This is a genomic window from Corallococcus aberystwythensis (assembly GCF_003612165.1).
Taxonomy (GTDB): domain Bacteria; phylum Myxococcota; class Myxococcia; order Myxococcales; family Myxococcaceae; genus Corallococcus; species Corallococcus aberystwythensis.
This window is the reverse complement of sequence record NZ_RAWK01000141.1, coordinates 1-26,214: the sequence shown is the minus strand read 5'-3', so window position 1 is coordinate 26,214 and position 26,214 is coordinate 1. Positions and strand designations below refer to the sequence as shown.

Below are 26,214 nucleotides of genomic sequence, written 5' to 3'. Positions count from 1 at the left end.
GCCCCGCGCCCGCGCCCAGCCACGCGACGTCGCGCACGCGGTGCAGCTCCCGCGCGCCCTCCATCCGCCGGAACAACAGCGCTGGCAGCACCGCCTCCAGCGTGGCGCCCAGCACGACGGACAGCCCCACGCCCGGGGTCACATCCATGGCGTACGCCACCCCGGCCGCGCCCAGCACCACCGCGGGCCAGCGCGACACGCCCAGGAGCAGCAGCCCGCCCAGGGCCACGCCCGAGGGCAACCACACGGGACAGATGTGGCTCTTCTCCGCGGCCAGTGACAGCGCCACCCGCGCGGCCAGCAGATACACCGCCGCCAGCGCGAGCACCTCCACGAGGCCCCGGATGGGGAACGCCGCCACACGGGCCTGAGGACGACCTTGGATGATGACTCCCCCCGTCCCGTCCGGCCGTGACACCAGGGCCGGAGGAACATGCGTCATGCTAGCGGGGACGGAAGGGCGTTGCACCCCATCCGCCAGCAAGCCTGCCCGGCAGGCAGGCGGCGTCCGGCAGGGGATGCAATGGGCACCCTTCAGGACCGTAGAAAGGGACAAGGAGGAACGGATTCCATGTCGCGTCCCGGTCTTGCTGCGCTGCTGTCGTTCTTCATCCCTGGTGTGGGGCAGATCTACAACGGTGACATCCTGCGCGGAGTCTTCTGGCTCATCATCACGCCCGGCTTCTGGCTGGGCACGGGCGGACTCCTCGGCTGGGTGTGCCACATCATCGCCGCGGCCACCGCGCACAACCGCGCGGAGGACAAGGAGCGGCTGAGATACGGCGTGGGCTAGTCACGCGTCGCCGAAGCCCGGGGGAAGCTCCGGACATGAAAAAGGGGCCCACCGGCCCCTCGCCCACCGCCGCCCCGGTGCCCTCATGGGCCGGGGCGGTGTCGCTTCATCCAGCTCAGGTGTTGAATGCGTCGGGCAGCGGTTGCGGGCCCGGGATGATGCCGGCGATGTCGGGATCCTCTTCGCCCGGCCCGCGCGTCGGCCGCTGATCCTTCTCGGTCTTGCGCTCGGCCTTCTTGGCGTCCTTCTCGCGCTGCTTCTGCTGGCGCGCCATCTCCTTCTGCCGCTTCGTGGACCTTCCCTGCATGGAGCCTCCTGGAAAACATTGACCGAAAAAGAGGCCCGGCCCCTTCAAGGCCGGACCTCGTGGATGCGTGAAGAGCAGCCAGAGCCGGAAGGCTCAGCCGACCGGGCGGACGTTCTCCGCCTGGAGCCCCTTGGGGCCCTTCTTCACTTCGAACTCCACCTTCTGGCCCTCGGCCAGGGTGCGGAAACCGTCCGCCTGGATGGCCGTGTGGTGGCAGAACACGTCCGGACCACCGCTGTCCTGCGTGATGAACCCAAAACCCTTCGCATCATTGAACCACTTCACCGTACCACTTGCCATGATCTGCTTCCTTGTCCCACTGGCAACCCTGCGAAATCGCCGGACTGCCCGCCCCCGAATTTTGGGGCGAAGACCGCGCCTTAGCCCTGAACAGGCATGAAGTCGAGCCGGGAACCACTCCCGGTATCCCTCACGCCGTCGAAGGTAACAACCTCGATCCGGCAGTGAAACGCCTTCGTGGGGCGGGGCATTTCCCGCTGGCTGACGGTCCAGGCGGCCAGGAGTGACAGGTATTGGAGGCGCCGGTGTTCCGGAATAGTTTCCAGCCCCGAACACTTCCACCCGGACGTGTCCTATCGTGGATGCCCGGTCCCGCTGAACATTCTGCCGTCCCCTCCCGTGAGGCGTCCCTCCCAGTGACAAACCCAACCCGTGTGACCTTTGGCCAACGCGATGCCTCCTTCGCGGAGGACCTGAAGCGGCGCGTCTCTGAATACTTCGAGACCCGGAACCTCTCACAGCGGGCCAACAAGGCCATGTACGTGAAGGCCCTGTCCATCCTGGGTTTCACGGCGGGCGTCTACGGGCTGCTGCTCAGCGGCCACTTCAACGCCTGGGGCATGCTGGGCCTGGCGGTGCTGATGGGCGTGGCCATCGCGGGCATCGGCTTCTGCATCGGCCATGACGGCGTGCACGGCTCCTACAGCGACAACGCCGGGGTGAACGGCGTGGTGGGCTTCGCGTTCGACCTCATTGGCGCGAACAGCTACATGTGGCGCATCACCCACAACGTCCTGCACCACACCTACACCAACATCCAGAACATGGACGAGGACCTGACGGTGAGCCCGCAGCTGCGGCTGTCGCCGCACAGCGAGTGGAAGGGGTACCACCGCTTCCAGCACCTGTACGCGTTCCTGGCGTACTCGCTGACCACGGTCTTCTGGGTGTTCGCGAAGGACTACAAGTACTTCTTCCAGAAGGACCTGGGCCCCTACAAGGACAAGAAGCACGCGCCGGCCGAGTGGGCCCGCCTGCTGTCGATGAAGGCCCTGTACTACGGCTGGACGCTGGTGATTCCGTGGCTGGTGCTGGACGTCACCTGGTGGCAGTTCGTCGTGGGGCAGCTGGCCATGCACATGACGGCGGGCTTCATCCTGGGCATCGTCTTCCAGCTGGCCCACGTGGTGGAGAACGCGGAGTTCCCCGTGCCGGACACGGACGGCAAGGTGGAGGACGCGTGGATGGTGCACCAGCTGCGCACCACCGCGAACTTCGCCCGCAAGAACCGCCTGCTGAGCTGGTACGTGGGCGGCCTCAACTTCCAGGTGGAGCACCACCTGTTCCCCAAGGTGTGCAGCATCCACTACCCGGCCCTGAGCGAAATCGTGAAGGCCACCGCCCAGGAGCACGGCCTGCCCTACATCGAGGCGCAGACCTTCCGCGGCGCCGTGGCGTCGCACTACCGGATGCTCAAGCTGCTGGGCCGTCCGCCCGCGGCGGAGGTCGTCCCGGAGCAGCCCAAGCCGGACCTCGCCGTGGCCGCCTGATCCACGAAGCCACCGATTGAGTAGCCCCAGGGGCCGTCCTCCACAGCAAGGAGGCGGCCCCTGCTGCTTTTCAGGCGCCCGCGTTCCGGAGCGCGGCCAGGAGCTCGCCCGCCGAGGAGACCACCGCGCGAGCCCCGTGCGCGTGCAGCTCCGCCGCCGTGCGGAAACCCCAGGTGACGCCCACGCCGTACATGCCCGCGGCCTTCGCCGTGTCCATGTCCACGGAGGTGTCCCCCACGAAGCCGCACGCGTCCGGCGCTGTTCCCAGCTCCGCCGCCAGGGCCAGCGCCGCGGTGGGGTCCGGCTTGCGCGGGATGCCCGGCCGCTCGCCATACACGGCGGTGAAGCGCACGCCCGGCAGCAGCCGCGCCGCCAGCCGCTTCACGAAGTCGTCGGACTTGTTGCTGAGCACGCCCAGGCGCACGCCCTCCGCCGCCAGCTCCACCAGCGCGTCCTCCACGCCCGGGTAGGCGCGCGTCCGGTCGAACAGGTGGGTGTCGTAGTAGGCGTGGTAGGTGGACAGCACCTGCCCCTGGAGCGCGGGGGCCGCGTTGGCCGTGGCCCGCTCCGCGAGCTTCGCGACGCCCTCCCCCACGAAGCGAAGGTAGGCGGCCTCCGGGTGCGGCGGCAGGCCGTGCTGCTGAAGCGCGTGGTTCATCGCCGTGGCGATGTCCCCCAGCGAGTCCACCAGCGTCCCATCCAGGTCGAAGAGCACGGCGCGCAGGCGCATGACGGCGGAGAGCCTTTCTTTCAAAAACGCGAACGCCCCGACCCATGCAGGGTCAGGGCGTCTTTTGTAAAGCGCGGATCCCGGAACCGGCCGGGATCCGCCGCGAAGCTGTTGTTACGGGGTGACGGCGGCGGTCTTCTCACCGGCCGCGGCGCCACCCGCCTGGATGACGGCGAAGTTGATGTTGCTGTAGCCGGCCGTGGCGCAGCTGAACATCACCCGCTTGATGACCTTGAACTGGACGTCCTTGTTGGCCTGGATGTTGACGTCACCCTTGAAGGTTTCGCCACCCCCGGCCATGGAGTGCAGGTCCTCGAACTGCTTCTTCATGTCCCGCAGCTTCTCTTCCAGCGCGGGGATGTTGAGGTACTCGTCCTTGGTGAGGTCCTCCACCCGGCCCACGATGGTGCCCGACACGCTGACCTGGTCGTTGGACACCATCACCACCGGGTGCATCTCCACTTCCTTCACGTTGACCGCTTCGGGAAGGACGATGTCCTTGGTCATCATCAGCACCTCGCCCGTCGCGGAGAAGTTCGCGATGAGGAAGAGCACGATGATGACGAACATGTCGACGAGCGGGGTGATGAGCAGGTCCGCGTTGCCGTTCTTCTTGCCGTGACCGCCGTGGCCGAAGACCTTGGAGTGCTCCAGCCGCTTGCCGTACCGCTTACCGGGAATCTTGATGCCCATGGCTTGGGTGCTCTCCTGTTAGCCCATCGCCGCGGAGACCGACACCTGGGGCAACCCAGAGCCGATGCACTCGTCGATAATGCGGACCAGGTCCTCGTAACGGACCATGTCCTCGGTCTGAAGGGTGATGGCGGCCTGGTCCGGCAGCTGCGCCTTCAACTCCTTGAAGCGCGCCACCAGCTTGGTCAGGTCCGGCCGGCCCTTGTCATCCCGGGTGAGGGGAATGGGGTCGAAGGCGCTCTGGTCGGCGGTGAGGCGCATCTCCGTGGCGGACACCAGGAGGGTGAGCTGGACCGTCTTGGTCTTCTCCTCCTCCTGCTGCTCGTCCGTGGAGGCCCCGCCGGCCTGGGACACCTGGAGACGGCCGATCTGGGTCCAGACCGCCGTCATGATGAGGAAGCTGATGGTCACTGCCATCAGGTCGATGAAGGGCACCATGTTGATGGCGGTATCGAGCGGCTTCTTGCCACCCTTCCCACCTGTGCCCAGGTCCATTCCGCCGGCCATGGCGACTACCTCCCTGCTCTACCGCGCTCTTCGCGCACGAACGACGTTTCAAGAAGACTTTGGGAACGGACGCGGCTGTCTGGGTCCACCACTTCGGGGCTACCAGACAGCGCGCCGGTGCATCCGGTTCCAACCGGCGCTGCCGTGAGGAGGACTACTCCTCGGCGTGCGCGTGGGCGGACGCGGGGATGTTCAGGTTCTTGAACTTGTCGCGGTTGGCCACGATGAGGTTCAGCACGGACACGCTGGTCTCATTGATGTCGTTGATGATGCCCTGGGTGCGGCCCATCAGCACGGAGAAGGCCACGAGCGCCGGGATGGCCGTGAGCAGACCGAAGCCCGTGCAGTTCATGGCTTCAGAGATGCCGTTCGCCAGAATGGTCGCCTTGTCGGCCGGGTTCACGTTCGCCACCGCCTCGAAGCAGGTGATGAGACCGTTCACCGTTCCCAGGAGGCCCGCGAGCATCGCCGCGTTGCCGAGCATCGCCAGGTAGCCCGTGCGCGCCTCCAGCTTCGGCGTCTCACGCAGGCTGGCCTCGTCGAGCGCCGCCTGGACCTCTTCCTGACCCTTCGGCACGCTCATCAGGCCGGCCTTGACGACGTTGGTCAGCGGCGTGCTCTTCTGGCCGGCCACGTAGTTGATGGCCTTGTCCAGGTCGCCCGCGTAGATGTGCTTCTTCAGCCCGCGCAGGAAGCCTTCCTTGTTGATGGAGGCCTTGCCGAACAGGACGATGCTGCGCTCGATGATGATGGAGAGCGCGATCACCAGACAGACCGCGATGGGGTACATGCCGGCCTGACCGGACTCCCAGCGGCGCCCCAGCTCCTGCAGGAAGGTCTCATTGCTTCCGCCGGCGTTGGCGAGGACGGACAGATTGGCTACAAACCCCAGGTTCATCACGGAAAGCCTCCAGATGGGCGGAGCGGCACGCGCTTGCGGACCACTTCGCACTGCTACCGGCCGGGTGGACATCCACCCAGGTCAGAAGCAGGAATTTTGGATCACGGTGGCGCCGAGTCTAGGAACCGCTCCCAGGCGTGTCAAGGCAGGCACCCTCAGCGTTAGTTACTGAAATCTCACAGGAATTTTGCGTTGGCTCGCGGCTTGCCAAGTCGCTCCACAGGGCACTTGGCAGGCCCTTTCCAGTGGCTTGCGCAACAGGCGTGCCAGCGATTTGGGCACCTTCGGGTGCCGTGCTAGGCGGGGAAACCATGGCCAGGAAGCGCATTGGTGAGCTGCTGGTGGAACGCGGCGCGATCAGCCCCGCCCAGCTGGAGGCGGGGCTCGCGGCGCAACGACAGACGCGGCAGCGGCTGGGGGTGACGCTCATTGGTCAGGGCGCCATCACGGAAGCCACGCTTGCCCAGGCGTTGAGTGAAGCCCTGGAGATGCCCCAGGTGGACCTGGCGGCGATCACGCCAGACTGGGCGGCGGTGCACTTCCTGCGTGCGCGCTTCTGCGAACAGCACGACCTGTTCCCCTACGCGCTGGAGACCGTGGGCGGCCGGCGGCAGCTGGTGGTGGCCATGGCGGATCCGCTGAACATCACCGCCATCGAGGAGATTGAGTTCACCAGCGGCATGAAGGTCAGCGGCCGGGTGACGGCGCTGTCCGCGGTGCGCGGCGCCATCCTGCGCTACTACCACAAGGTCCCCGTGGCCACGGGCCCCCGCGCCGCCCCGGCGCGTCCGCCTGCAAGAGCCGCTCCGCCTCCCGCGCGCCCGGCCGTGGTGGACGACGACGAGGAGGTCATCGTCGGCGAGGAGCTGCCCGCCGCGGAGAAGACGCAGCGCACGTCGCTGGCGGACCTCATCCGCGAGCGCGAGGAGCAGGCGAAGCGCAAGCGCAGCGGCGCGGCGGCGGGTCCGGGGGACAAGGCCAAGGCGAAGGCGCCCGCGTCCGGGGGCGGCGTGCTGGATGACCTGGACTACCTCTTCGGACAGGCGGCGCGCGAGGAGCCGGACCGGCTGGAGGAGCTGGAGCGCCGCTTCTGGGCGCTGATGCGCATCATGGCGCGCAAGGGCCTGCTCACGAACGAGGAGTTCCGGCGCGAGCTGGACGACGAGGGCGGCGAGGGCTGAACCCCGCGCCGTCCGTCAGTCCGCGGCCAGGGGCAGCCGCACCGTGAAGGTGGTGCCCTGCCCCATTGCGCTCTCCACGCTGAGCCGGCCGCCGTGGTTCTCCACGATGCCCTGGCAGATGGACAGGCCCAGGCCCGTGCCGCGCCCCTCCGGCTTGGTGGTGAAGAAGGGCTCGAAGATGCGCGACAGGTTGCGCGGTTCAATGCCGGTGCCGGTGTCGCGCACGCGCACCACCGCCTCCGTGCCCTCCTGCACCGTGGACAACTGCACCTGCCCCCCGGGCTGCATGGCGTGGCAGGCGTTGGTGATGAGGTTGACGAACACCTGCACCAGGTTGGCGCGCACGGCGGCCAGGGGCGGCACGTCGCTGGCGTAGTCGCGCTGCACGGTGACTCGGGCCTGGGACACGACGTGCTCGCAGAAGCCCACGGCCATGTCCACGACGGCGTTGAGCGACACGCGCTCCGGCCGGTCCTGCGCGGGCCGCGCGTAGCTGACCAGGTCGCGGGTGAAGCGCAGGATGCGGTGGCTGCTCTCCAGAATCTTCTTCAGCTTCTCCTGGTCCGCGGGGTTCGCGCCCGGCGTCATCCGCGAGCGCTGGAGCAGCGCGTCCGCGTAGGTGGCCACCGCGGTCATGGGGTTGTTGATTTCATGCACCACGCTGGCCGCCAGCTGCCCGATGGAGGCCAGCTTCTCCGCGTGGATGATGCGCTTCTCCAGCTCCTTCACCACCGTGACGTCCTGGCCAATGGCGATGACGCCCTCCACCTCTCCCGGCTGGGTGAGCATGGAGGAGGTGGCGAAGGACACGCGTACCTCGCCGCCGTCGCGGGTGAGCAGGCGCGTCTCGAAGTTGTTCACGGACTCGCCGCGCATGGCCGCCGCCAGCACGGGGGCCAGCCGCAGCTGCTCGCTGTCCGCCACCAGCGAGGACAAGTCGCGGCCCAGCACCTGCTCCTTGGTGAGGCCGGTGAGCGCGCTCAGGGCCTGGTTGAAGACCACCACCTGCTTGTCCCGGTTCACCACCAGGATGAGCGCGTTGGCCTTCTCCAGCAGCTCCTCCAGGTACTTGCGCACGAACGTCAGCTCGTCGATGAGCTTCGCGTTCTTCACCGCCACGGCGACCTGGCTGGCCAGCTGGAGCAGCACGCGCTCGTCGTGCGCGGGGTCCGCGTCCAGCCCCTCCGGGTACTCCATGTTGATGGCGCCGAAGAGCTGGCCGCTCGCGACCAGGGGCGCGCTCACCGCGCGGGTGCTGCCGTGGAAGAGCAGCGGCACCTCTTCAGAGATGGTCACCCGCCCCTGGGGCAGCGCCGTGGGCGTGAGGTTCGTCTTCTCCACGGAGCGCTGGAAGAGGACCAGCGGTTCGTGCGCGCCTTCCTTGAGGCGGCCTTCGGCGTAGAGCGACGTGAGGCCACCGGTGCGCGCGTCCACGATGCGGATGCAGAAGGCGCGGCCGGGGAACAGCTCCTTCACGCCGCGCGCCACCGCGGCCACCAGCTCCTCCTCGCCGCCGGCTTCCGCCACGCTGCGGCCCAGGTCCAGGAGCACGCCTTCGGTGCGCGCCTGCTCCAGCAGGGCCCGCTCCGCCACCACCAGCCGGCCGCTGATGACTTCCGTGTCCACGCGGGCGCGCACCGCCACGGTGTCCGCGCGGCGCGACAGGGTGAGCACCAGCGAGGTGCCGCTCTGGAGCACGAGGTCGACCTCGTGGGACTGCCCGTCCTCCGGCGCGACGGCGCCCGCCAGGGCCTCCGCCAGCACCTCCACGGAGATGTCGTGCCCGGCGCAGAAGCGGCGCAGCGCGGGGTTCACGGCCGCGATGCGCAGGGCCACGTCGCAGACGGCGGCGGGCTCGTCCAGCGCGTCGAAGAAGGCCTGGAAGGCGTCGGGGGCCAGGGTTCCGGACGGACGCACGGCGCGGACCTCACTCTTCATGGGAGCTGGCCTTGTCCAGGTCGAGGATCTGCTTCGCCCCCACGTATGACTTCAGCTCCAGGCGGGTGATCTTCCCGATCTTCCGGACGATCTCCGCCATGCGCTCCGCCTCGCGGTAGATGATGTCCACCGGCCTGTAGGCGAAGTCCTCCTCCTTGAGCTTGCGCTTGAGCAGCTCCGCGTAGCCCATCACGGAGGTGAGGGGCTGGTTGAGCTCGTGGGCCGCGGTGCCGGCGAGCGCGACGATGACGGCGTTCTTCTCGCTCTCCTCCAGCCGCGTCTCCACGTCGTACAGCTTGCGCTCCAGCTGCACCCGGTCCCGGAGGTCCGTGAAGATGCCCACGGTGAAGGACTCGCGGCCGCCCTCGTAGACGATGGAGGCCGTCATGTTCACGGGCACTCGCTCGCCGGAGCGGTGCATCAGTTCCTGGCGCGTGAGCGACAGCCGCCCCTTGCCGCCCATGTCCGGTCCGCGCAGCTGGGCCATGACGCGCTGGGCCTCGCCGGGCGGGTAGAGCTGGAGCGCGTTGAGCTTCTCCTGGGCCTCCTGCGCGGTGTAGCCGCACATGGCCTCCGCGCCCTTGTTGAAGAGGATGATGCGCCCCTTCAGGTCGGCGGCGATGATGGCGTCCACCGACGAGTCGATGAGCCGCTCCAGGAAGTCCTTCGTGTTGCGCAGCTCGTCCTCCAGCTTGCGCGCGTGCGTCACGTCGCGGAAGGACAGGATGGTGGCCGCGTCCTCGTCGCGCAGCGGCGCCGCGGACATGGACAGCGTGAGGCAGCGGCCGGCGGGGGTGCGCACCACCACGTCCACGCCCATGCGCGCCTCGCCGCGCGACGCGGACGTCACCAGCTCCATCAGCACGCCGTCGTCCACCGGCTGGGTGATTTGATTCAGGTGCTTGCCCCGCGCCTCGCCGGCGGTCGTGTCCAGCATGGACGCGCCAGAGGGGTTGAGCGACAGCACGGCGGCCTCGTCGTCGAGGATGGCCACGCCCTCGCTCACGTGGGCGAAGAAGAGCTGGTAGGGCTTGAAGGACGCGGCCTTCTCCTCCGCCGCCAGCCGCGCCGTCTGCACGGACTGGAGCACCGACGCGCTCCGGAGCGCCACCGCCGTCGCGTGGGCCACCGTGGTGAGGAAGTCGATTTCGCGCGTGCTGAAGGCGCGCCTGCGCCCGGCCGCGCGCAACAGCAGCACGCCGCGCACCTGGCCGCGGATGGGCAGGGGCAGCGCGGCGATGGCGTGGATGCCTCGCGCGGCGACGGCCTGGCGCTCCAGGTCGCCCAGGAGCGGGTGCGTGGCGGCCTCCTGCATCACGACGGGCTTGCCGGTGCGCACCACCTCGCGGATTTCGGGATAGCGCGCCAGGTCGATGCGCAGGTCCTTCATGCCCGGGTCGTCGCTGGCGGCGACGATGACGCCCTCGTCCACGCCGCCGCCCACCATCACCAGCGTGGCGCGCGCGATGTCCAGCTGCTCCGCGAGGCGGCGCGTCACGCCGTGCAGGAGCGCTTCCACGTCGGAGCTCTCCGCGTAGTCGGCGGTGAGTTCCAGGAGCAGCGCCAGGTCCGTCTGGCTGCGGGCCTGCTCCTCGCGCTCGCGGTGGCGTTCCGCGGCGCGCTGCAGGCGCCAGGTGAGCTCATGCGGCAGCCCCTGGTGGGTGATGATGTCCGCGGGGCGCAGCGTGTCCACGGCGGCGAAGCCGCGCGGCTCCGGGGACACCACCGCGATGAGCGTGAGGTGCGGCCCGTTGAGGGACGTGAGCAGCTCCACCACGGCGGGGCCGCAGCCGGGCGCGGTGAGGTCCACCAGCGCCAGCGAGGCGTCGTCCGGGTCGTCCACCACGCGCAGGCCCGCGCGTTCGGCCGCTGCGTTCAGGGGTTCTTTTGCCACCGACCCCGGGGGGACCAGGACGATGCCGAAGGCGGGTTCCGACGGGGCCGACACGGGGTGTTGGACTCCGGAGCGAGGGGGCCCGGAGTCTACACAACCCCGGGGGTCAGGGGCAGCCTGACTCGAAGGCGCCCTGGTCCGGCGCCGCCCCGCAGAAGGGCAGCCCCAGCGACAGGCCCGCCTCGCGCGCGGGGGACTGCGCTGAAAGCTGGTAGTCGTCCGAGCCCGGGTCGGCGAAGGCGGGGGCCCGCTCCTGGGAGCGCTTGTCCAGGCCGGCCTTCGTGCGCCAGTCCGCCAGGCTGACCGAAGCGCCGTCCAGGTTGAACACCACCGCGCCGCCACTCCGGGAGTACAGGTTGCCGTCCACCACCGCGCCGCTCCGGCCGGAGCCGCCGCGCGCGGCGATGCCGCACCCCGCGAAGATGTTGTTGCGCACATCCAGTCCCTGGCTCGCGCCGGTGGAGCCCGCGCCGAAGATGAGGCACGCGCCGCTCAGGTTCCACACGGTGTTGTGCTGCACCTTCACGTCCACGGACGCGTCGATGCGGATGCCGGTGCCCTCCTCCCCGTCCGCTTCGCCCAGGCCGTCGTGGATGAGGTTGCGGCGCAGGATGACGCGCGTGGGGGGTGCGCCCTCGCGGTTGCCCCCAATCTGGATGGCGCGCGCGTTGGCGTAGAAGACGTTGTCCTCCAGCGTGACGTCGGACGGGGACATGTGGACGATGATGCCCTCGCCCGCGGAGGTGGACACGGAGCGGTGGTTGTAGATGGTGTTGCCACGCAGCGTGACGCGGGTGCACGTCTTGATGTCCGCGCCGTTCTCCCGGTTGTCGTGGAGCTGGTTGCCCTCCACGAGGAGGTTGTCGAACGGCGTGCCCGGGTTGGTGGCGCCGCCCTCCGGCCCCAGGCACTGCACGCCGTCACCGGAGTTGTGGTGGATGTCATTGCCGCGCACCACCACGTTGGACGCGGAGGTCTGCACCGCGACGCCGTGGCTGTCCACGTCGCCCTGGTCGAAGCGGGAGATGTCGTTGTTCTGGATGAGGACGTCGTGCGCCTTGTCCGTCACGTAGACGCCCGCGCCCTCCGTGCCGTTCTTCACGATGCTGTCCTTGAGCACGCCGTGGTGCGCGCCCGCGCCGCGCCACATCACCGCGAAGGCGGACTCGCCGCCCACGTCCACCGTGAGCCCCTCGATGTTCCAGTACGCGCCGCTCACCTCCACCAGCGACGTCTCGCCAATGGAGCCCCCCTTGAGGATGGCCGTGGCGCCCGGCGCGGCCCGCAGCGTCAGGGGCCTGGCCGCCGTGCCCTGCCGCTCCGTCAGTTGGACGTGTTCGCGCCACGTGCCGGACTTGAGGAACACCGCTTCGCCGGGCTTCACCTGCGACAAGGCTCGCGCCACCGTCCGCAGGGGCAGCGCTTCCGTGCCGGCCGCGGAGTCATTGCCGCTGGGGGACACCCAGAGCACGCGCGTGTATTGCGGCTCGGCGGGCGGAGGCGGCTCGGGCTCCTGCGGCTCCGTGGGCGGTGGCTCCACCGGATCCGTGGGGGTGCTGCCGCCGTCCGTGACGGCACCTCCGTCCACGACGGGGTCCGTGCCCGCGTCCGCCGGCGTCTGGGGCCGCCCGGGCGGAGTGACGATGGGCGGACTGGATGGGCCCGGAGGCGTGGCTGTCGCGGGCGAGGGCTCGACCTTGCCGGTACAGCCGGCGAGGCCAGCAAGCATCCCGGTGGCGCAGACCATGGCCGTCAGGGGCAGGCGGAAGCGCATGTGGACTCCTCGTAAGGGTTCACGGCGCGGGGGTGCGCTCGCGGGCTCGGCGGGCAACGGGAACATGCGTGCCGCCCATTCCCTGTCAGCCGTGAAGTTCGCCGCCGCCTGGTTGCCGGGCGGCCGGGCAGGAGTGTGAATCCGCGCGGTTGGGCCTGGCGACAGGGGCCCGCGAATGTGCCGGAGGGTGGGCACCGCGCGCAGGACGGGCTTCAAGGCTCCCACCCGGGAGGCTCCGTCCCCGAGGCACGACAAGTTCCGCTGCCAGTCCCATCACGGCCACTGCCCGGAGGGACGAAGGCGGTGCCGTGGAGACACGCGGGCCGTGTCCCCCGGCAGGAGGAACACGGCCCGAGCGCGACGGTGGATGACAGCGTCAGGGCGAGGTGGAGTCCTGGGCCTCGCGGCCGAGGAGCGCATCCAGCTCCCCGCGCTCCTCCAACGCGTACAGGTCATCGCAGCCGCCAACGTGGCGTCCCGCGATGAAGATCTGCGGCACCGTGTGACGGCCACAGCGATCCATCATCTCCTCGCGCCGCTTCTCGTCCGCGGCGATATCCACCTTCTGGAACTCGCAGCCCTTCTCGTTGAGCAGCTCCATGGCCTGCCGCGAATAGGGGCAGGTGCGCTTCATGTAGACGACGACCTCGAGCATCACGTCCTCCTGCGCCAAAGGGTGGGAACTCGGACCGCGGTCCGCCACCCGACGTGGGGACGCTCGCTCCCCTGCCTGCCCTACTCAGCGAGCGCCGGACACGGGCACGCCCGCGGGCAGGCGCACGCTGGCCTCCCGGGCGCGGCCTCGCAGGTCCCACGCGTACAGGGCACACCACTGGAGCCCGGCCGTGAACACGAACAGCAGCGGCCACAGCGGCGTGTAGTGCAGCCGCAGGAGGTACAGGCCCGCGTAGTACACGTAGAACTGGAGCACGAACGCGAGCAGCGAGTGCCGGCCGATGACGCTCGCCGCCTTCAGGTAGTGCGACAGGTATCCGGCCTGCTCGGCGCGCATCAGGAGCCCCAGCAACGCGAGCACCGTGCCGCCATAGAGCGCGAGGTAGGCAGGCCCCGGCGGGTACTTCTGCGCCTGCGACGTGAGCGCCATCAGCGTGTCGAAGCCCGCGCCATGCCACAGGTGGTGCACCGCGATGTGGAGCACCACCAGCCCAGCGCCGCCCATGGCGATGCCCAGGCCCACGAGCTCGAAGCGCCGCCCCACGCCCTTTACGTCCGCGCGGCCCCACGTCCCCAGCCACTCACCGAACAGGCTGCCCACCAGGTACACGCCCAGCCACGGCACCACCGGGAAGCCGGAGAGCAGCACGGACAGCTCGCGCTGACCGAAGAAGACCTCCTTGAGCGTGCGCGCCACGGCCGACTCCGGCCACCAGCACAGGCTCACCGTCCAGCTCAGCACGAACAGCCCCAGCCCCAGCGCCGCGCGGGCCCGTCCGTTGAGCCGCGTCACCACCCAGGGCCCCACGAGCAGCGCCACCCCGAGGGTGTCCGTCACCACCAGGGTCCGCAGCAGGTACAGCGGTTCGTCCGGCCAGAAGCGATACGTGGGCACGATGAGCAGGTGGCCCACGGTGAGCAGGAACAGGCCCCGGCGCTGGAGCCGCGTGCGCAGCGGACCGAAGTCGCGGCTGCGTGCGTACAGCAGCCCCAGCATCAGGCCGCTGATGACCATGAAGCCGGGCGTGGCCATCCGCGTCAGCAGGTTGATGCGCTCGCGCAGGTGCGCGGCCTCACCGCCCAGCGGATAGAGATACGCGTCCGCGAAGTGCGACAGGAACACGAGCAGCATCACCGTGCCCCGCATGGCATCCACCGCTTCCAGCCGTCCCGAGGCGGACCTCGCCCCTGGCATCTGCTCGCGCTGCATTGGAAAACCTTTCGGAAAAGGGGCGCGCGGTTCTTGATGGCATCCCCCATCCGCTCAGCGCCCGCGGTCAGGGATATCACCGCGGGAATCAAAGACAAACATTCCGCCGGGCAACCTTTGCCACTGGAATCCTTGTCACGCCAATCACCCGGCTGTGGTGAGGCGCATGGAGCGGTCTGGCAGGATGGCCGCCCGGTGGGTGGACGGGCATCGTTTGCTGAGCGGCCGGAGTGGGCGTGCTAGGTAGGAGGCATGTCTCCCCGACGCCCCGAAATCCTCGCCCCCGCTGGTGACCTGGAGTCGTTGCGTGCCGCCCTCGCCAGTGGCGCGGACGCCGTCTACTTCGGGCTCGATGAAGGCTTCAACGCGCGAGCCCGTGCGGAGAACTTCTCGCTCGAGCGGTTGCCGGACACGGTGGGGCTCATCCACCGGGCCGGCGCGCGCGCCTACGTGACGCTGAACACGCTGGTGTTCGAGCCGGAGCTGCCGGTGGTGGAGCACCTGCTGCGTGGCGTGGCCAAAGCAGGGGTGGACGCGCTCATCGTGCAGGACCCGGCGGTGGCGCTGTTGGCGCGAGCGGTGTGTCCCCAGCTGGAGCTGCATGCGTCCACGCAGATGACGCTGTCCAGCGCGGAGGGCGCGCGGTTCGCCACGGGCCTGGGCTTCACGCGCATGGTGGTGCCGCGCGAGCTGTCGGTGGCGGAGATCCGCCGGCTGGCGTCGCAGACGGACATCGAACTGGAGGTCTTCATCCACGGCGCGCTCTGCATGTCGTGGAGCGGCCAATGCCTCACGAGCGAGGCCTGGGGCGGCCGGTCCGCCAACCGGGGTCAGTGCGCGCAGTCCTGCCGGCTGCCGTACGACCTGGTGGTGGACGGCGAGACGCGCGACCTGGGCGAGGTGAAGTACCTGCTCAGCCCCAAGGACCTGGCGGGTGTGCGCGCGGTGCCGGAGCTGGCGGACATCGGCGTGCACAGCCTGAAGATTGAAGGCCGGCTCAAGGGGCCGCAGTACGTCTCCAGCACGGTGCAGGGCTACCGCCGCTGGCTGGACGGCGTGATGGTGGGCAAGCCCGACGGCGCGCGGCTGGCGAAGGACCTGGCGGAGATGTCGCTGTCGTACAGCCGGGGTTTCTCCCACGGGTTCCTGGCCGGGTCCGACCACCAGACGCTGGTGGAGGGACGCTTCCCGAAGCACCGCGGGCTGTACCTGGGCCGCGTGCATGCGGTGTCCGGCAAGGACGTGCTCGTGGTGCCGGACGACCGGCCGTGGACGGGCGCGCTGGGTCTGGACGAGCGGCCCGACGCCCCGGCGGGCAAGGTGTCCGCGCCGCTCACGGGCGAGCCGGACCCCGCGGAGGTGGATCCACGTCCGGGCATGGGCGTGGTGTTCGACGCGGGCGCGCCGGAGGACAAGCACGAGCCGGGCGGCCCCATCTTCCGCGTGGAGCGCGAGGGCGACGCGTGGGTGCTGGGCTTCGGGCATCCCGGACCGGACCTGGGCCGTGTGGCGCCGGGGCAGCGCGTGTGGCTGAACAGCGACCCCGCGCTGGCGCGGCGCACGGGAGAGCTGCTCGCGGAGGGTGAGCCCGAGGGCCGCATCCCCTTGTCGCTGTGGGTGTCCGGCGCGGAGGGCACGCCGCTGCGCGTGCGGATGAGCACCGCGCGGTTCACTCGCGAGGCGGTGGGCACGACGCTGCTCGCGCCGTCGCGGGGCGCGGGTGTGGACGCGGCGCTGCTCAAGGACAAGCTGGCCGCGCTGGGCGGCACGTCGTTCCACCTGGCGCAGCTGGATGCGTCCGGGCTGGCGCCGGGGCTGCACCTGCCGGTGTCGGAGCTGAAGGCGCTGCGGCGCCAGCTGGTGGCGGAGCTGACGGCGGACGTGGAGCGCGGCCCCGCGCGGACCGTGAGCACGGAGGCGGTGGAGGCCCGCGTGCGTCAGGGCTTGCTGGCGCAGGTGGCTTCGCGGCCGGCGGAGGAGGCTCCGCGGTTGCTGCCGCTGTGCCGCAACGACGCGCAGCTGGAAGCGGTCATCGCGGCGGGCCTGGACGAGGTGGAGCTGGACTGGATGGAGATGGTGGGGCTCCAGAAGGCGGTGGAGCGGGCTCGCGCGGCGGGGCTGCGCGTCACCATCGCCACGGTGCGCGTGCAGAAGCCGGGCGAGGAGGGCTACGACACGCGCCTGGACCGGCTGCGGCCGGACGCGGTCCTGGTGCGCCACTGGGGCGCGATGATGCACTTCCTGGAGCAGACTGCCGGGGCGTCGCGGCCGGTGCTGCACGGGGACTTCTCGCTCAACGTCACGAACTCCCTGACGGCGGCGCACCTGCTGGGATTGGGATTGGACACGCTGACGGTGTCGCACGACCTGGATTCGGAGCAGCTCTTCGCGCTCCTGGAGCAGGCACCGGCGCACCGGTTCGCGGTGGCGCTGCATCACCACATCGCGACGTTCCACACGGAGCACTGCGTGTATTCACACACGCTGTCCAACGGGCGCGACTACAAGACCTGCGGGCGGCCGTGTGAGAAGCACGCCATCGCGCTGAAGGACCGGCTGGGATTGGAGCACCCGGTCATCGTGGACGTGGGGTGCCGCAACACGGTGTTCAACGCGCAGGCGCAGAGCGCGGCGTCGCTGGTGCCCCGGCTGCTGGAGCGCGGCGTGCGCAGGTTCCGCGTGGAGTTCGTGCGAGAGACGCGCGAGGAGGCCACGCGCGTGCTGGCCGCGTATCAGGAGCTGCTCGCGGGCCGGCTGTCGCCCGCGGAGGCGGTGAAGCGCGCGGCGGTGCACGAGCAGTTCGGCGTCACGCGCGGCACGATGCAGGTGCTCAAGCACCCCAATAAACAGCACCCGCCAACCTAGAACAACATTAAAACAAATCACCAACCAACACGAGGACAAGCAATGAATGACGAAAACCCATCTCAAGATACACTGGAAATCCAAAGAAGATATTTCGAAACCACTGTTCCCTGGGCCAGGCAACTCTCAGAGCGCATAGCCAGTGAAGACGCCGAACTGACTCACATCAGAAAGGTCACCGACTACCTATTCCACCTTCGTATACGTCTTCCCAACACAATTCAGGAAGGCTTTGGCACAGCTCCAGAGGTATTAATCGTGGCAGTTCGTGGCCAAATCATGGCCCGAGATCTTGAACGGGCCCGGGTAGAACTCTACCGCTCAGGGTTTCGCCTCGACTTAGACCTTATTATTGTTTGCGACGACAGCCCAGACCTTGAGGGGCGCATTGAGCGACTGCCTGGAAAGTGGGGGCAAGTCATCCCATGGCCTCCTTTGGGGCAAGAAGTACCGTCCCTCCAAGAACAGTTCCAACGGCTTCTTCCCAAATTCGACCTATTCGAAGAAAAAACCCCTGTGCGCGGCCGTCAAGTAATCGGCCGAGCCGAGGAGATAGCAGATCTTTGTACTCGTATCGAGTCGGGCGATGCAATCGGCGTCTTTGGATTACGAAAGGTCGGAAAAACCTCGGTCGTGCGTGCTGCAACAGACTCACTCGATCCAATCAGCGCACGTCTTTCGCTCATCCAAGGCAGTGAGCATGCCCCAGGTGGAGACAATGCTCGAGCATTTGTTGCTTGGTTCGATGTGCAGCGCGCTTTCGACAGAACTCAAAAGCGCCTATTCTACGGACTTGCCGAGTCAATAGAAAACAGACTTCGCGCCAGCAAGATATCATTCAAACCAAACGCAAACGCATCCCCACTCGACAGAATCGACGAGCTAGTCAGATTCAGCCTCCGAAATCTCGAAATCCCCATCTGCATCGTGCTCGACGAGTACGACTACCTTTTCGAAGGCAGCGGAGGCCAACCGCCAATCCCGGGCGTCGGAGAACTATTCAGACTCCTTCGAGGATGGGCTCAAGAGACCAAGAGACTATCCATTGTACTTATCGGAAGAGAGCCCGCGTTCGCACAACGCCCTGAGCTAACTGGCTTTCCCAATCCACTCCTTGGATGGCTGGTTATCCGATGGATTGGCCCGATTAAGCCAGAGAAGGCACCTGAACTTCTGAGGAAACTTGGGAAAAGAGTAGGCCTGGATGTAGGCGCCAAGACGGCCTCACTGGCAGCAGAGTGGACTGGGGGGCATCCACTACTTCACAGGCAATTTGGTTCGGCCCTTCTTCAGGTCACGAAAGACAATCTCCCACACAGCGAACGCATCACCACTGATGCCATTTGCGACCGAGCACCTGCTGTCTTCCAAGAGCGCGCTACTGTTCACGAAGTTTGCGCAGAAATACTGCATCTACTTCGAACCAAATACACAAAATCATACAAGTTGCTAGAAGACGCAACACTCTCCAATACAATCAGCGCCAGCATTGAAAAAAATGGAGGTTGGAGCGGAACTCCTGCGCTTACACTGCGGAATTTCGGAATTCTCCAGGAAGGCCTTTCTGGCCCATTCATACCCGAAGTCCTCTTGCAATATGCGAAGGCGTTTGAGCCACAGCGCGAAGCGCCGACAATCGCAACTGTCCGCAAAGACAGTACTGCTCCATCAACCGGAGATGGTCGCTTCACCTTTCCACCTCTCAGCAAACTTCTAGACAAAGCCCCCTCCAATCCACAGCCCAAGCTTCCTCCGCGCCATCACCATCACCGTCGCCGCAAGTAGTCAGGAGGAAAACCTTGAACAATCCTTACAACTGGAAGACGCACTCACCCTCAATCATTGTCCCCAGAGTCAACGCCACGAACGAACTCGTAGTGCGCCTTGCGCGCGGCGAAGGCTGTGTCCTTCTCGGAGCGACTGGCGCAGGTAAGAGCGTTCTAGTCCGCTCCATCCATAAAGAATTGAACTCTCACCCAGACAAAAAATCCTACCTAATTACAGCGCCGCCAACCTCTCGAACAACAAGGTCGTTCATCACAAAAATACAGAAACTTCTCGAACTAGAAGAATCAGACTGCGACCTCGTCGACACCTTGTCGGAGCACATAAACAAAAACAAGGAAACTTACTCGTCGACAATAATAATTGATGGATTCGAGAGATTCCTTGGGTCGGGCAAAGACGAGGATCTGTATTTTGCGACTGGCATCCTCGACACACTAGAGAGCGCGGCCAGGGAGTTCACGCCCAAGCTCAGCATCCTTGTGTCTGGCGGTCTCAATTTCTTTCTGCTCCGCTCAACACTAGGCTCTCCCTTCTTAAGCAGGGCTGCCTTTGTTGAACTCCCCCCTCTATCCGAGAACGAAATCAATGCGTTATCTCTTCCACTCGTTCAGAGCCGCCCCATAGAGGCTGGATCCACAGACGCCCTCCTATTGCTATCAGGAGGGAACTCAAGCCTCGCCGTTTACGGCCTACAGAATCTTTGGGAAAAAGAATCAATCTCAGTCAAAGATGTCGAACTCGAATACCTTCGATTCCGAGATCGCCATGCTGATTTTTTCCAGGCATTCACAAGACCACTCAACACTGGCCATACATCTTCCGGAGCAATTCGCGTATGGCGCTCTCTCTTAAAGTATGCTCCAACAATAGAGCGCACCAAGCTCACAGACGAGCTTGCCTTCGAAAGCAATAATCAAACCCCAGACCTGAACGAAACTCTGCGACTATTAAAAGCCGCCGGCCTAATCAGGGTCAGTGGCAGCTTATACAGCAACCCTCTCTCAGTCACGCCAGTGTCATCAATTATCACACTCACCGCCATCGAACAGTCGATTGCGCCTGACATTCGAACCCAGGCATTACGAGACACGCTCAAAATCATTCAACACATCCACTCAATCAGCAGCGATTTCTATCGTGGTTCAGAAACAGCTAAAAACCGTCAACTTGTTCCTGAGGCAGTCTTCTCAGCAGTAATCGTCGTTGCTCTTCGCCAAATGGGATGGACCGCAGAGCGCGAAGCACTCGGCGGCGCAGGCAGAACAGACATCAAGGCAACCCATCAACGTTTTGCCGGCGACTGCGTTATCGAGGTTAAAATCTGGCCAAGAAATGATTACAAGCAAATTCACGATCAAGCAGTAGGCTATCAGACCTCCACCACAAGGGCATCCTTAGTCTTAATGATTGGGGATACCCTAGACGACCAATGGGCAGACACTTACAAATCGAAGTGCCTTGAAGACAGAGTATCTCAAAATGGAGAGTTATCATCCCTCGGCATTTCGCATTTCGTAGTAGAGAGTAGAGATGCGTTGCCGGTCGATCACTTATTGCTTCAAATGGCAAAGCGCAAATAGAAATCAACACCCACTTGCTACAGTCCACCTTTCTCGTGGACATGGTTGGGCGCCTAGGAAAACATACTGAAAATATTTCCATGACAATCATGGAGCGAGTTGTATGGCGGTCGCACATAGGGTTTGTGCGAGATTTTGCATGAGAAAGACACCTGTCATGAGCTGCTCGCGGGCCGACTGTCGCCCGCGGAGGCGGTGAAGCGCGCAGCGGTGCACGAGCAGTTCGGCGTCACGCGCGGCACGATGCAGGTGCTCAAGCACCCGGCGGCGAACGCACGCTGAGACACATTGTGCGCCGGGGTCGCATTGTCCGTGCGACACCCGGCCTCCTAGACTCGATGTCCCCCCTCACAAGGACAATCGGGATGAGCATGAACAAGCTGCGTGGACTGGTGATGTTCGCGGCGCTGGGCTTCGGTGCGCTCACGGGCTGCGGCGGCGTGGAAGACGCCGCGGCGCCGGAGATGGACTCCGTGGAGCAGGGCCTGAAGTACTGCCAGGACAACAGCCAGTGTCCGTCCGGCCAGGGCTGCATCAACTCGGCGTGTCGGCCCGTGGCGGACGATGCGATCCCCTGCGGGAAGTGGGATCCGGCCACGGGAAGCTTTCCCAGCACCACGTACTGCAACTCATCGCAGATCTGCTGCCTGAACACCGGCACCTGCGCGAACAGCTCCGCGGGTTGCGGCATCTAGTCATCCGCTGATGACTCAAGGGGCCGGGCTCACGCGCGGAGCCCTGCTCCTCTGTTCGTTCAGGCCGCGGCGGCGGATGGGGGCTCGGTCTTGGTGGACGCGAGGTTCACCGGCTCACCGTTCTCCCCCAGCACCACGGGGGCGATGCCCAGCTTGCGCTCCACCAGCGCGTGCCCCAGGTAGACGAGCGGCGTCAGGCCAATGGCCACCAGCAGCTTCACCGCGTACGAGGTGAAGATGATCCGGAAGATGACCTCCTGCGGCAGCACGCCCGTCCAGGCGATGAACTGCACCACCATGGTGTCGATGAGCTGCGACACCACCGTGGAGCCCGTGGCGCGCAGCCACAGCATCCGGTTGTTCGTCACGCGCTTGAGCAGGTTGAAGACCGAGATGTCCAGGAACTGGGCCACCAGGTACGCCACCATCGACGCCATCAGGATGCGCTGCGAGCCGCCGAACACGTTGTTGAACGACGCCGCCACCGTCCCGCTGTAGCCCTTCGCCTCCGTCATCGGCGCCCACGGAATCAGGCCCGCCAGCGCGACGATGACGAACGTGAAGATGGCCATGAAGAAGCCCACCCACGTCACGAACCGCGCGACCTTCTTGCCGTAGAACTCGTTGAGGATGTCCGTCAGCAGGAACGTCACCGGGAACGGCAACATCCCCACCGACATCACCGCCGGGATGGGCCCCAGGTGCACCTCGAACAGCTTCACCCCGATGATGTCGCCCACCACCAGCGAGGTGATGAACAGCCCCGCGAGCACCACGAAAAGCTGAATCCGCCGGTCCAGGGTCATCCGTTGCGTCCTTCAAGAGCGAGGCGCTTCTAGAGCTAGCATACCCTCCCCGCTCCGCCGCATGGCCGCCCGGGGCCTACTCAGGCAGGTAGTACAGCGTGCCCGTCCCCACCGGCGCGGCCTCTCCGGAAGCGCTCCTTTCGGAGAGCACCAGACGGGGCCGGTACACCCCCAGCACCGTCTGCTCGGTGGCCGTCGGGTTGTCGTAGCGGTGCCCGAAGACGCCGGGTCCGCTGAACGCCATCCCCCGCCCCACCGGCTGCCCCTGGAGCAGCATCCCCGCGCCCAGCACCAGCTCCATGCCCTCCGTGAGTCCGTCCACGCGAGGAGGGATGCTTTCGCCTGGATCCACCCGCAGCCGGTACACGCCGTAGGTCGCCCCCTCGTGGAGGATGTCCACGTGGCCGAAGGGCTTCGCCTCCGTCCGGTACACCATCTCGGCCGCGGTCCGGTGCACCTGGAGCGAGGGGATGGCCCACCCCGTCAACGCCTCCGGCTTGGTGACCCGCACCGTGGCGGCGTGCAGGTGCGCGTGCGGCGCGGCGTCCGTGGGCGGTGCCAGGAGGTAGCGGCACACCGCCTCCGCGGCGGACTCCAGCAGCTCGAAGCGGCACGCATCCAGGAGGAACCTCAGCTCTCCGGCCAGCCGTCCGTAGTGCACGGTGTTCGCCAGCCGTCCGCCCACCGCCGCCTGCCGTGCGTCCAGGAAGAGCGCCACGTCCAGGCGCAAGGGCTGCGGCGTCACGCGCTCGCGGTTGTAGACGCCCACGATGACGTCCACCGTGAGCCCGCGCAGCTCCATCACGTCCAGCGGACGGCCCTGCGCGTCGGTGACCACGGGGTGGATCCACACCGGCTCCTGGCTCACAGCCGAGCGCTCCTTCCGCCATCCACCGCGATGATCTGCCCGGTGAGGTACGGCGCCTCGCGCGCGAGGAACACCACCGTGCGCGCCACGTCCTCCACGCTGCCCTCACGGCCCATGGGCACGCGCTGGAGCACCTCCTGGCGAGCGGCTTCGTCGAAGTCTTCCGGGAAGGCCACCACGCCCGGGGAGATGGCGTTGACGCGCACGTGCGGCGCCAGCTCCACCGCCAGCGCGCGCGTCAGCATCACCAGCCCCGCCTTGCTCACCGAGTAGTGTGCGTAGTGGCTCACCGCCCGCTCGCCACCGATGTCGGTGAGGTGCACCACCAGCGGGTCCCTGCCCGCGCGCAGCGACGGCAGGAGCGCCTGGGTGAGGAAGAAGGGCGCGTCCACGTTCACGGCGAGCATGCGGCGGTACTGCTCGCGCGTCACGGCGGCGAAGTCCACCCGTTCATAGAGCCCCGCGTTGTGGACGACCACGTCCAGCGCGGGGTGCGCCTTCTGGACCCGCGCGCCCAGCGCGTCCACGGCCTCCGCGTCGGAGAGGTCGCCGCTGTACAGCGTGACGTCGCGGCCCAGCGCTCGCAGCTCGTCCGCCAGGGCCTCCAGCGGCGCCATGGAGCGGTTCGCGTGGAGTGCCAGGTCGTAGCCGGCGCGGCCGAGCGCTCGCGCCACCGCGCTGCCAACGCGCACGCCCGCGCCCGTGATGAATGCGGTCCCCATATGCGGGCCCTGACTAACAGGCCCGCCCGCGAAAAAACACCGCGGGGCGACACCTGGAGACCCCTCTCCAGGCACCGCCCCGCGTCCCCTGCTTCCCCTTGCGTCGTCCGTCCGTCCTTCAAGTCCTTGCTACGGGTAGTAGACCACCGTCTGCCAGCGGCGCCCGGCGTGCGGCACCCAGACCCACTCCGTCACCGCCTGGTAGCCGCCCGCCACATAGCGCTGGTCGTAGTAGCCCGGCGTGCAGCGCACGTGGCGGCCGTGACGGCCACGGGACACGCACTGCTCGGGGACCCAGACCTGCTCGTAGCGCGCCGGCACCCAGCGCTCCACCGTCTGCAGCTCGTAGCGGCCGCGCGAGTCCACCGGGCGCGGCATGGGGCCTTGGTTGCAGTTCGGGCCGCGGCAGCCCATGAAGCGGCGCGTCTTCGCGTCGTCATCGACGTAGCGGAACGCCTGGTCCCGCGGCGCTTCCCAGCCACCGCGCTGCTCCTGGCCGCCCCAGCGCGCATCCGCCCGCGTCTGCCCGCGCCAGTCCGCCGCCATCGACGTGGAGGAACCGAGCAGCAGTGCACCGAAGGCGAGGGTCGCGAGTCCGAGCTTGAAAGCCATGTCTTCCATCCTCCGTCCGAGTTGCTTGTCCTGACTGACGGGGCCCCCGCCGGAACATTCAAATCCCGTCGGGTCGCCCTGAACCCTGGTGGCGGGAGCAGGGGGATGTGGGTACACCTCATCCCATGTTCCACCGCGACGGCCCCACCTTCCGCGAGCTTGCACGGCAGGCCCTCACCTCCGTCGAGCAGGGCTACGACCTGCTCGCGCCCAAGTTCGAGCACACGCCGTTCCGCACGCCGGATCCGGTGCTCAAGGCCGCGCTCGCGCACGCAGGGGCTCCCGGCAGCGTAGGCAGCGCGCTGGACGTGTGCTGCGGCACCGGCGCCGCGATGCGCGTGCTGCGCCCGCTGTGCCGCGAGCGCGTCGTGGGGTTCGACCTGAGCGGGGGCATGCTGGACGAAGCGCGGCGAAGGCTCGCGGATGCGCCGGGCAGCGCGGCGCTCGACTTCGTGCGGGGAGATGCACTGGCGCTGCCCTTCAACGCGGCGTTCGACCTCATCACCAGCTTCGGCGCCTTCGGGCACATCCTGGAGGAGGACGAGCCGCGCCTCGTCGCGGGCATCGCGCGGGCGCTGAAGCCCGGGGGCCGCTTCGTCTTCGTCACCGCGCAGCCGCCGTCCACGCTGAACCCCGGCTACTGGGTGGCGAAGGGCTTCAACGCCGCCATGCGCGTGCGCAACGCGCTCTGGAAGCCGCCGTTCGTCATGTACTACCTGACGTTCCTCGTGCCCCGCGCCCGCGTCCTGCTGGAGGCGGAGGGGTTCGACGTGGAGGTGCGCGAGGGCGACATGCCGGAGCCCTTCGGCCGGCTCGTCACCGTCATCGCCACGAAGCGCTGAAACGGCACCTACGGCGCGGCCGTGGCGGCTTCGGACTCCGCGTACTCCACCGCGAGGATTTCGTACTCCACCGTGCCGCGGGGACGCTCCACCTGCACGGCCTCGCCGGCCTCCTTGCCCAGGAGCGCGCGCGCCAGCGGTGACTCCACGCTCAGCCGTCCCGCCTTCACGTCCGCTTCGTCCGGGCCGACGATGCGGTAGCGCATGCGCGCGCCGTCCTCGTCCTCCAGCACCACCCACGCACCGAAGAAGACGCGGCCCGCCTGCGACGGCTCCGGCACCACCACCCGTACGTCCTCCAGGATGGCGGTGAGCTCACGCGCCCGGCGCTCCCGCTCTCGCTTGCGCACGCCCGCTTCCAGCTCCGGCCAGTCCCCGGTCGCGGGGCCCTGCAGGTCCAGGAGCTCCTCCTGGAGCGCGCGGTAGCCCTCCGGGGTGATGTAGCGCTGCTCCGCCGACGTCGACCGTGGACGCGCGGGGGTGAGCCCCTCGTCGCCGCCCCCGTCTTCCTTGGTGAATGCCTTCGACATGGGCCGCTCCCTCCTCCCAGGAGATTTCTCAACGTTTCCCAGGATTTGCACGCCGGGTCCGCCTGTCCGCCCGCTTTCTATTGGCGCAATTTTACTGCGCGGACGGAATCCGTCAGAATCCGGACATGCACCTGCCCCGAGCCGTGCCTCGTTTCGAGCATCGCCTGGCCGTCCGTCTGCGCGGCATGCTGCCGCTCTACACGCGGGATGTGTCGGAGGGCGGCTTCTGCGCGGAGATGCTCCAGCCGATGAAGGCGGGCGATCTCCTGGAGGGCGCGTTGCTGCTGGGGGACGAGGAGGTCCCCTTCCAGGCCCGGGTCATGTGGGCCCGCCGCTCCGCCGGGGAGCGCACGCGGGGACGCTGTGGCGTGCGCTTCGTCACCATCGGCGGGGACTTCCAGCGGCGGCTGGGGGCGTTCAGGCGCTTGCAGGGCAGGCGCCTGATCCGCTGGTTCACCTGACAGCCAGGACTACTTCGTCGTCTCGGGGCTCGCCGGGACCGGGGGCTCCGAC

General features: G+C 67.3%; 27 protein-coding genes. 10 read left to right on the top strand and 17 right to left on the bottom strand.

The features are described 5' to 3' along the window. Positions 1-361 (bottom strand): MASE1 domain-containing protein (locus D7W81_RS23080; RefSeq protein WP_208721422.1); only part of this gene is annotated, 361 nt, incomplete at its 3' end. A gap of 210 nt (positions 362-571) precedes the next feature. Between D7W81_RS23080 and D7W81_RS23075 the strand changes: the two genes are divergently transcribed. Beyond that, entirely contained in the window at positions 572-793 is a 222-nt protein-coding gene (locus D7W81_RS23075; RefSeq protein ID WP_120557557.1) for a hypothetical protein, read from the top strand. 115 nt (positions 794-908) lie between these two features. On the opposite strand, the gene D7W81_RS23070 is transcribed toward D7W81_RS23075, so the two are convergent. Together D7W81_RS23070 and D7W81_RS23065 are read right to left on the bottom strand one after the other, a co-directional pair. Then, a complete protein-coding gene (locus D7W81_RS23070; protein ID WP_120557556.1) occupies positions 909-1,100 on the bottom strand; it encodes a hypothetical protein in 192 nt (63 codons plus the stop codon). A 93-nt stretch (positions 1,101-1,193) separates the two neighbouring features. Further along, positions 1,194-1,400, bottom strand: a complete 207-nt coding sequence (locus D7W81_RS23065; protein WP_120557555.1) for a cold-shock protein — start codon at positions 1,398-1,400, stop codon at positions 1,194-1,196. 374 nt (positions 1,401-1,774) lie between these two features. On the opposite strand from D7W81_RS23065, the gene D7W81_RS23060 reads away from it, so the two are divergent. Further along, entirely contained in the window at positions 1,775-2,890 is a 1,116-nt protein-coding gene (locus D7W81_RS23060; protein WP_244227371.1) for a fatty acid desaturase family protein, read from the top strand. A 70-nt stretch (positions 2,891-2,960) separates the two neighbouring features. On the opposite strand, the gene D7W81_RS23055 is transcribed toward D7W81_RS23060, so the two are convergent. From D7W81_RS23055 to D7W81_RS23040, 4 genes are all read right to left on the bottom strand, one after another. Then, positions 2,961-3,620 (bottom strand): HAD family hydrolase, encoded by a 660-nt coding sequence (locus D7W81_RS23055; RefSeq protein ID WP_120557553.1) that lies wholly within the window; start codon positions 3,618-3,620, stop codon positions 2,961-2,963. 114 nt (positions 3,621-3,734) lie between these two features. Continuing rightward, positions 3,735-4,313: an ExbD/TolR family protein gene (locus D7W81_RS23050; protein ID WP_120557552.1), complete on the bottom strand. Its 579-nt coding sequence runs from the start codon at positions 4,311-4,313 to the stop codon at positions 3,735-3,737. Positions 4,314-4,331: 18 nt separating this feature from the next. Next, positions 4,332-4,820, bottom strand: coding sequence for an ExbD/TolR family protein (locus tag D7W81_RS23045; RefSeq protein WP_120557551.1), 489 nt, complete (start codon positions 4,818-4,820; stop codon positions 4,332-4,334). A 154-nt stretch (positions 4,821-4,974) separates the two neighbouring features. Continuing rightward, entirely contained in the window at positions 4,975-5,718 is a 744-nt protein-coding gene (locus D7W81_RS23040) for a MotA/TolQ/ExbB proton channel family protein (protein WP_120557550.1), read from the bottom strand. A 314-nt stretch (positions 5,719-6,032) separates the two neighbouring features. Here D7W81_RS23040 and D7W81_RS23035 point away from each other — a divergent pair, with 314 nt between their 5' ends. After that, a complete protein-coding gene (locus D7W81_RS23035; protein ID WP_120557549.1) occupies positions 6,033-6,902 on the top strand; it encodes a cyclic di-GMP-binding domain-containing protein, MshE-related in 870 nt (289 codons plus the stop codon). 15 nt (positions 6,903-6,917) lie between these two features. On the opposite strand, the gene D7W81_RS23030 is transcribed toward D7W81_RS23035, so the two are convergent. The 5 genes from D7W81_RS23030 to D7W81_RS23010 all read right to left on the bottom strand — a co-directional run bounded on the left by D7W81_RS23030 (position 6,918) and on the right by D7W81_RS23010 (position 14,393). After that, positions 6,918-8,840, bottom strand: a complete 1,923-nt coding sequence (locus D7W81_RS23030) for an ATP-binding protein (protein ID WP_120557548.1) — start codon at positions 8,838-8,840, stop codon at positions 6,918-6,920. Further along, positions 8,830-10,788, bottom strand: a complete 1,959-nt coding sequence (locus D7W81_RS23025; RefSeq protein ID WP_208721421.1) for a PAS domain S-box protein — start codon at positions 10,786-10,788, stop codon at positions 8,830-8,832. The genes D7W81_RS23030 and D7W81_RS23025 overlap by 11 nt, the downstream gene beginning before the upstream one ends. 52 nt (positions 10,789-10,840) lie before the next feature. Further along, positions 10,841-12,508: a right-handed parallel beta-helix repeat-containing protein gene (locus tag D7W81_RS23020; RefSeq protein WP_120557547.1), complete on the bottom strand. Its 1,668-nt coding sequence runs from the start codon at positions 12,506-12,508 to the stop codon at positions 10,841-10,843. Between the two features lie 376 nt (positions 12,509-12,884). Continuing rightward, the gene (gene grxC / locus D7W81_RS23015) at positions 12,885-13,163 is read right to left on the bottom strand and encodes a glutaredoxin 3 (protein ID WP_120557546.1); all 279 of its coding nucleotides are present in this window, start codon (positions 13,161-13,163) and stop codon (positions 12,885-12,887) included. An 84-nt stretch (positions 13,164-13,247) separates the two neighbouring features. Next, positions 13,248-14,393, bottom strand: a complete 1,146-nt coding sequence (locus D7W81_RS23010) for a heparan-alpha-glucosaminide N-acetyltransferase domain-containing protein (RefSeq protein WP_120557545.1) — start codon at positions 14,391-14,393, stop codon at positions 13,248-13,250. Between the two features lie 252 nt (positions 14,394-14,645). Here D7W81_RS23010 and D7W81_RS23005 point away from each other — a divergent pair, with 252 nt between their 5' ends. The 5 genes from D7W81_RS23005 to D7W81_RS22995 all read left to right on the top strand — a co-directional run bounded on the left by D7W81_RS23005 (position 14,646) and on the right by D7W81_RS22995 (position 21,321). After that, on the top strand, positions 14,646-17,258 hold the full coding sequence (locus D7W81_RS23005) for a U32 family peptidase (RefSeq protein WP_120557544.1): 2,613 nt from the start codon (positions 14,646-14,648) through the stop codon (positions 17,256-17,258). Positions 17,259-17,300: 42 nt separating this feature from the next. Continuing rightward, positions 17,301-19,043 carry an ATP-binding protein gene (locus tag D7W81_RS42060; protein ID WP_147445589.1) on the top strand — a complete coding sequence of 581 codons (1,743 nt, stop codon included), beginning with the start codon at positions 17,301-17,303 and terminating at the stop codon, positions 19,041-19,043. Between the two features lie 14 nt (positions 19,044-19,057). Then, complete coding sequence (locus D7W81_RS23000) at positions 19,058-20,626, top strand: ATP-binding protein (RefSeq protein WP_158621663.1); 1,569 nt, start codon at positions 19,058-19,060, stop codon at positions 20,624-20,626. A gap of 135 nt (positions 20,627-20,761) precedes the next feature. Then, the gene (locus D7W81_RS42460; RefSeq protein ID WP_158621662.1) at positions 20,762-20,908 is read left to right on the top strand and encodes a hypothetical protein; all 147 of its coding nucleotides are present in this window, start codon (positions 20,762-20,764) and stop codon (positions 20,906-20,908) included. An 83-nt stretch (positions 20,909-20,991) separates the two neighbouring features. Then, positions 20,992-21,321 (top strand): hypothetical protein, encoded by a 330-nt coding sequence (locus D7W81_RS22995; protein WP_120557543.1) that lies wholly within the window; start codon positions 20,992-20,994, stop codon positions 21,319-21,321. A 59-nt stretch (positions 21,322-21,380) separates the two neighbouring features. On the opposite strand, the gene D7W81_RS22990 is transcribed toward D7W81_RS22995, so the two are convergent. The 4 genes from D7W81_RS22990 to D7W81_RS22975 form a co-directional block, all read right to left on the bottom strand. After that, positions 21,381-22,127, bottom strand: a complete 747-nt coding sequence (locus D7W81_RS22990; RefSeq protein WP_120557542.1) for a queuosine precursor transporter — start codon at positions 22,125-22,127, stop codon at positions 21,381-21,383. Between the two features lie 76 nt (positions 22,128-22,203). Further along, positions 22,204-22,995 carry a dihydroneopterin aldolase gene (locus D7W81_RS22985; protein ID WP_120557541.1) on the bottom strand — a complete coding sequence of 264 codons (792 nt, stop codon included), beginning with the start codon at positions 22,993-22,995 and terminating at the stop codon, positions 22,204-22,206. Continuing rightward, positions 22,992-23,717 carry an SDR family oxidoreductase gene (locus D7W81_RS22980; RefSeq protein ID WP_120557540.1) on the bottom strand — a complete coding sequence of 242 codons (726 nt, stop codon included), beginning with the start codon at positions 23,715-23,717 and terminating at the stop codon, positions 22,992-22,994. Before D7W81_RS22980 ends, D7W81_RS22985 begins: the two co-directional genes overlap by 4 nt. Before the next feature lie 129 nt (positions 23,718-23,846). After that, positions 23,847-24,329 carry a hypothetical protein gene (locus D7W81_RS22975; protein WP_244227370.1) on the bottom strand — a complete coding sequence of 161 codons (483 nt, stop codon included), beginning with the start codon at positions 24,327-24,329 and terminating at the stop codon, positions 23,847-23,849. A 125-nt stretch (positions 24,330-24,454) separates the two neighbouring features. On the opposite strand from D7W81_RS22975, the gene D7W81_RS22970 reads away from it, so the two are divergent. Continuing rightward, positions 24,455-25,171 carry a class I SAM-dependent methyltransferase gene (locus D7W81_RS22970; RefSeq protein WP_120557539.1) on the top strand — a complete coding sequence of 239 codons (717 nt, stop codon included), beginning with the start codon at positions 24,455-24,457 and terminating at the stop codon, positions 25,169-25,171. Between the two features lie 8 nt (positions 25,172-25,179). Here D7W81_RS22970 and D7W81_RS22965 read toward each other — a convergent pair whose 3' ends face one another. Then, complete coding sequence (locus tag D7W81_RS22965; RefSeq protein ID WP_120557538.1) at positions 25,180-25,701, bottom strand: GreA/GreB family elongation factor; 522 nt, start codon at positions 25,699-25,701, stop codon at positions 25,180-25,182. A gap of 125 nt (positions 25,702-25,826) precedes the next feature. On the opposite strand from D7W81_RS22965, the gene D7W81_RS22960 reads away from it, so the two are divergent. Beyond that, complete coding sequence (locus D7W81_RS22960) at positions 25,827-26,162, top strand: PilZ domain-containing protein (protein WP_158621661.1); 336 nt, start codon at positions 25,827-25,829, stop codon at positions 26,160-26,162. Positions 26,163-26,214 lie beyond the last annotated feature (52 nt).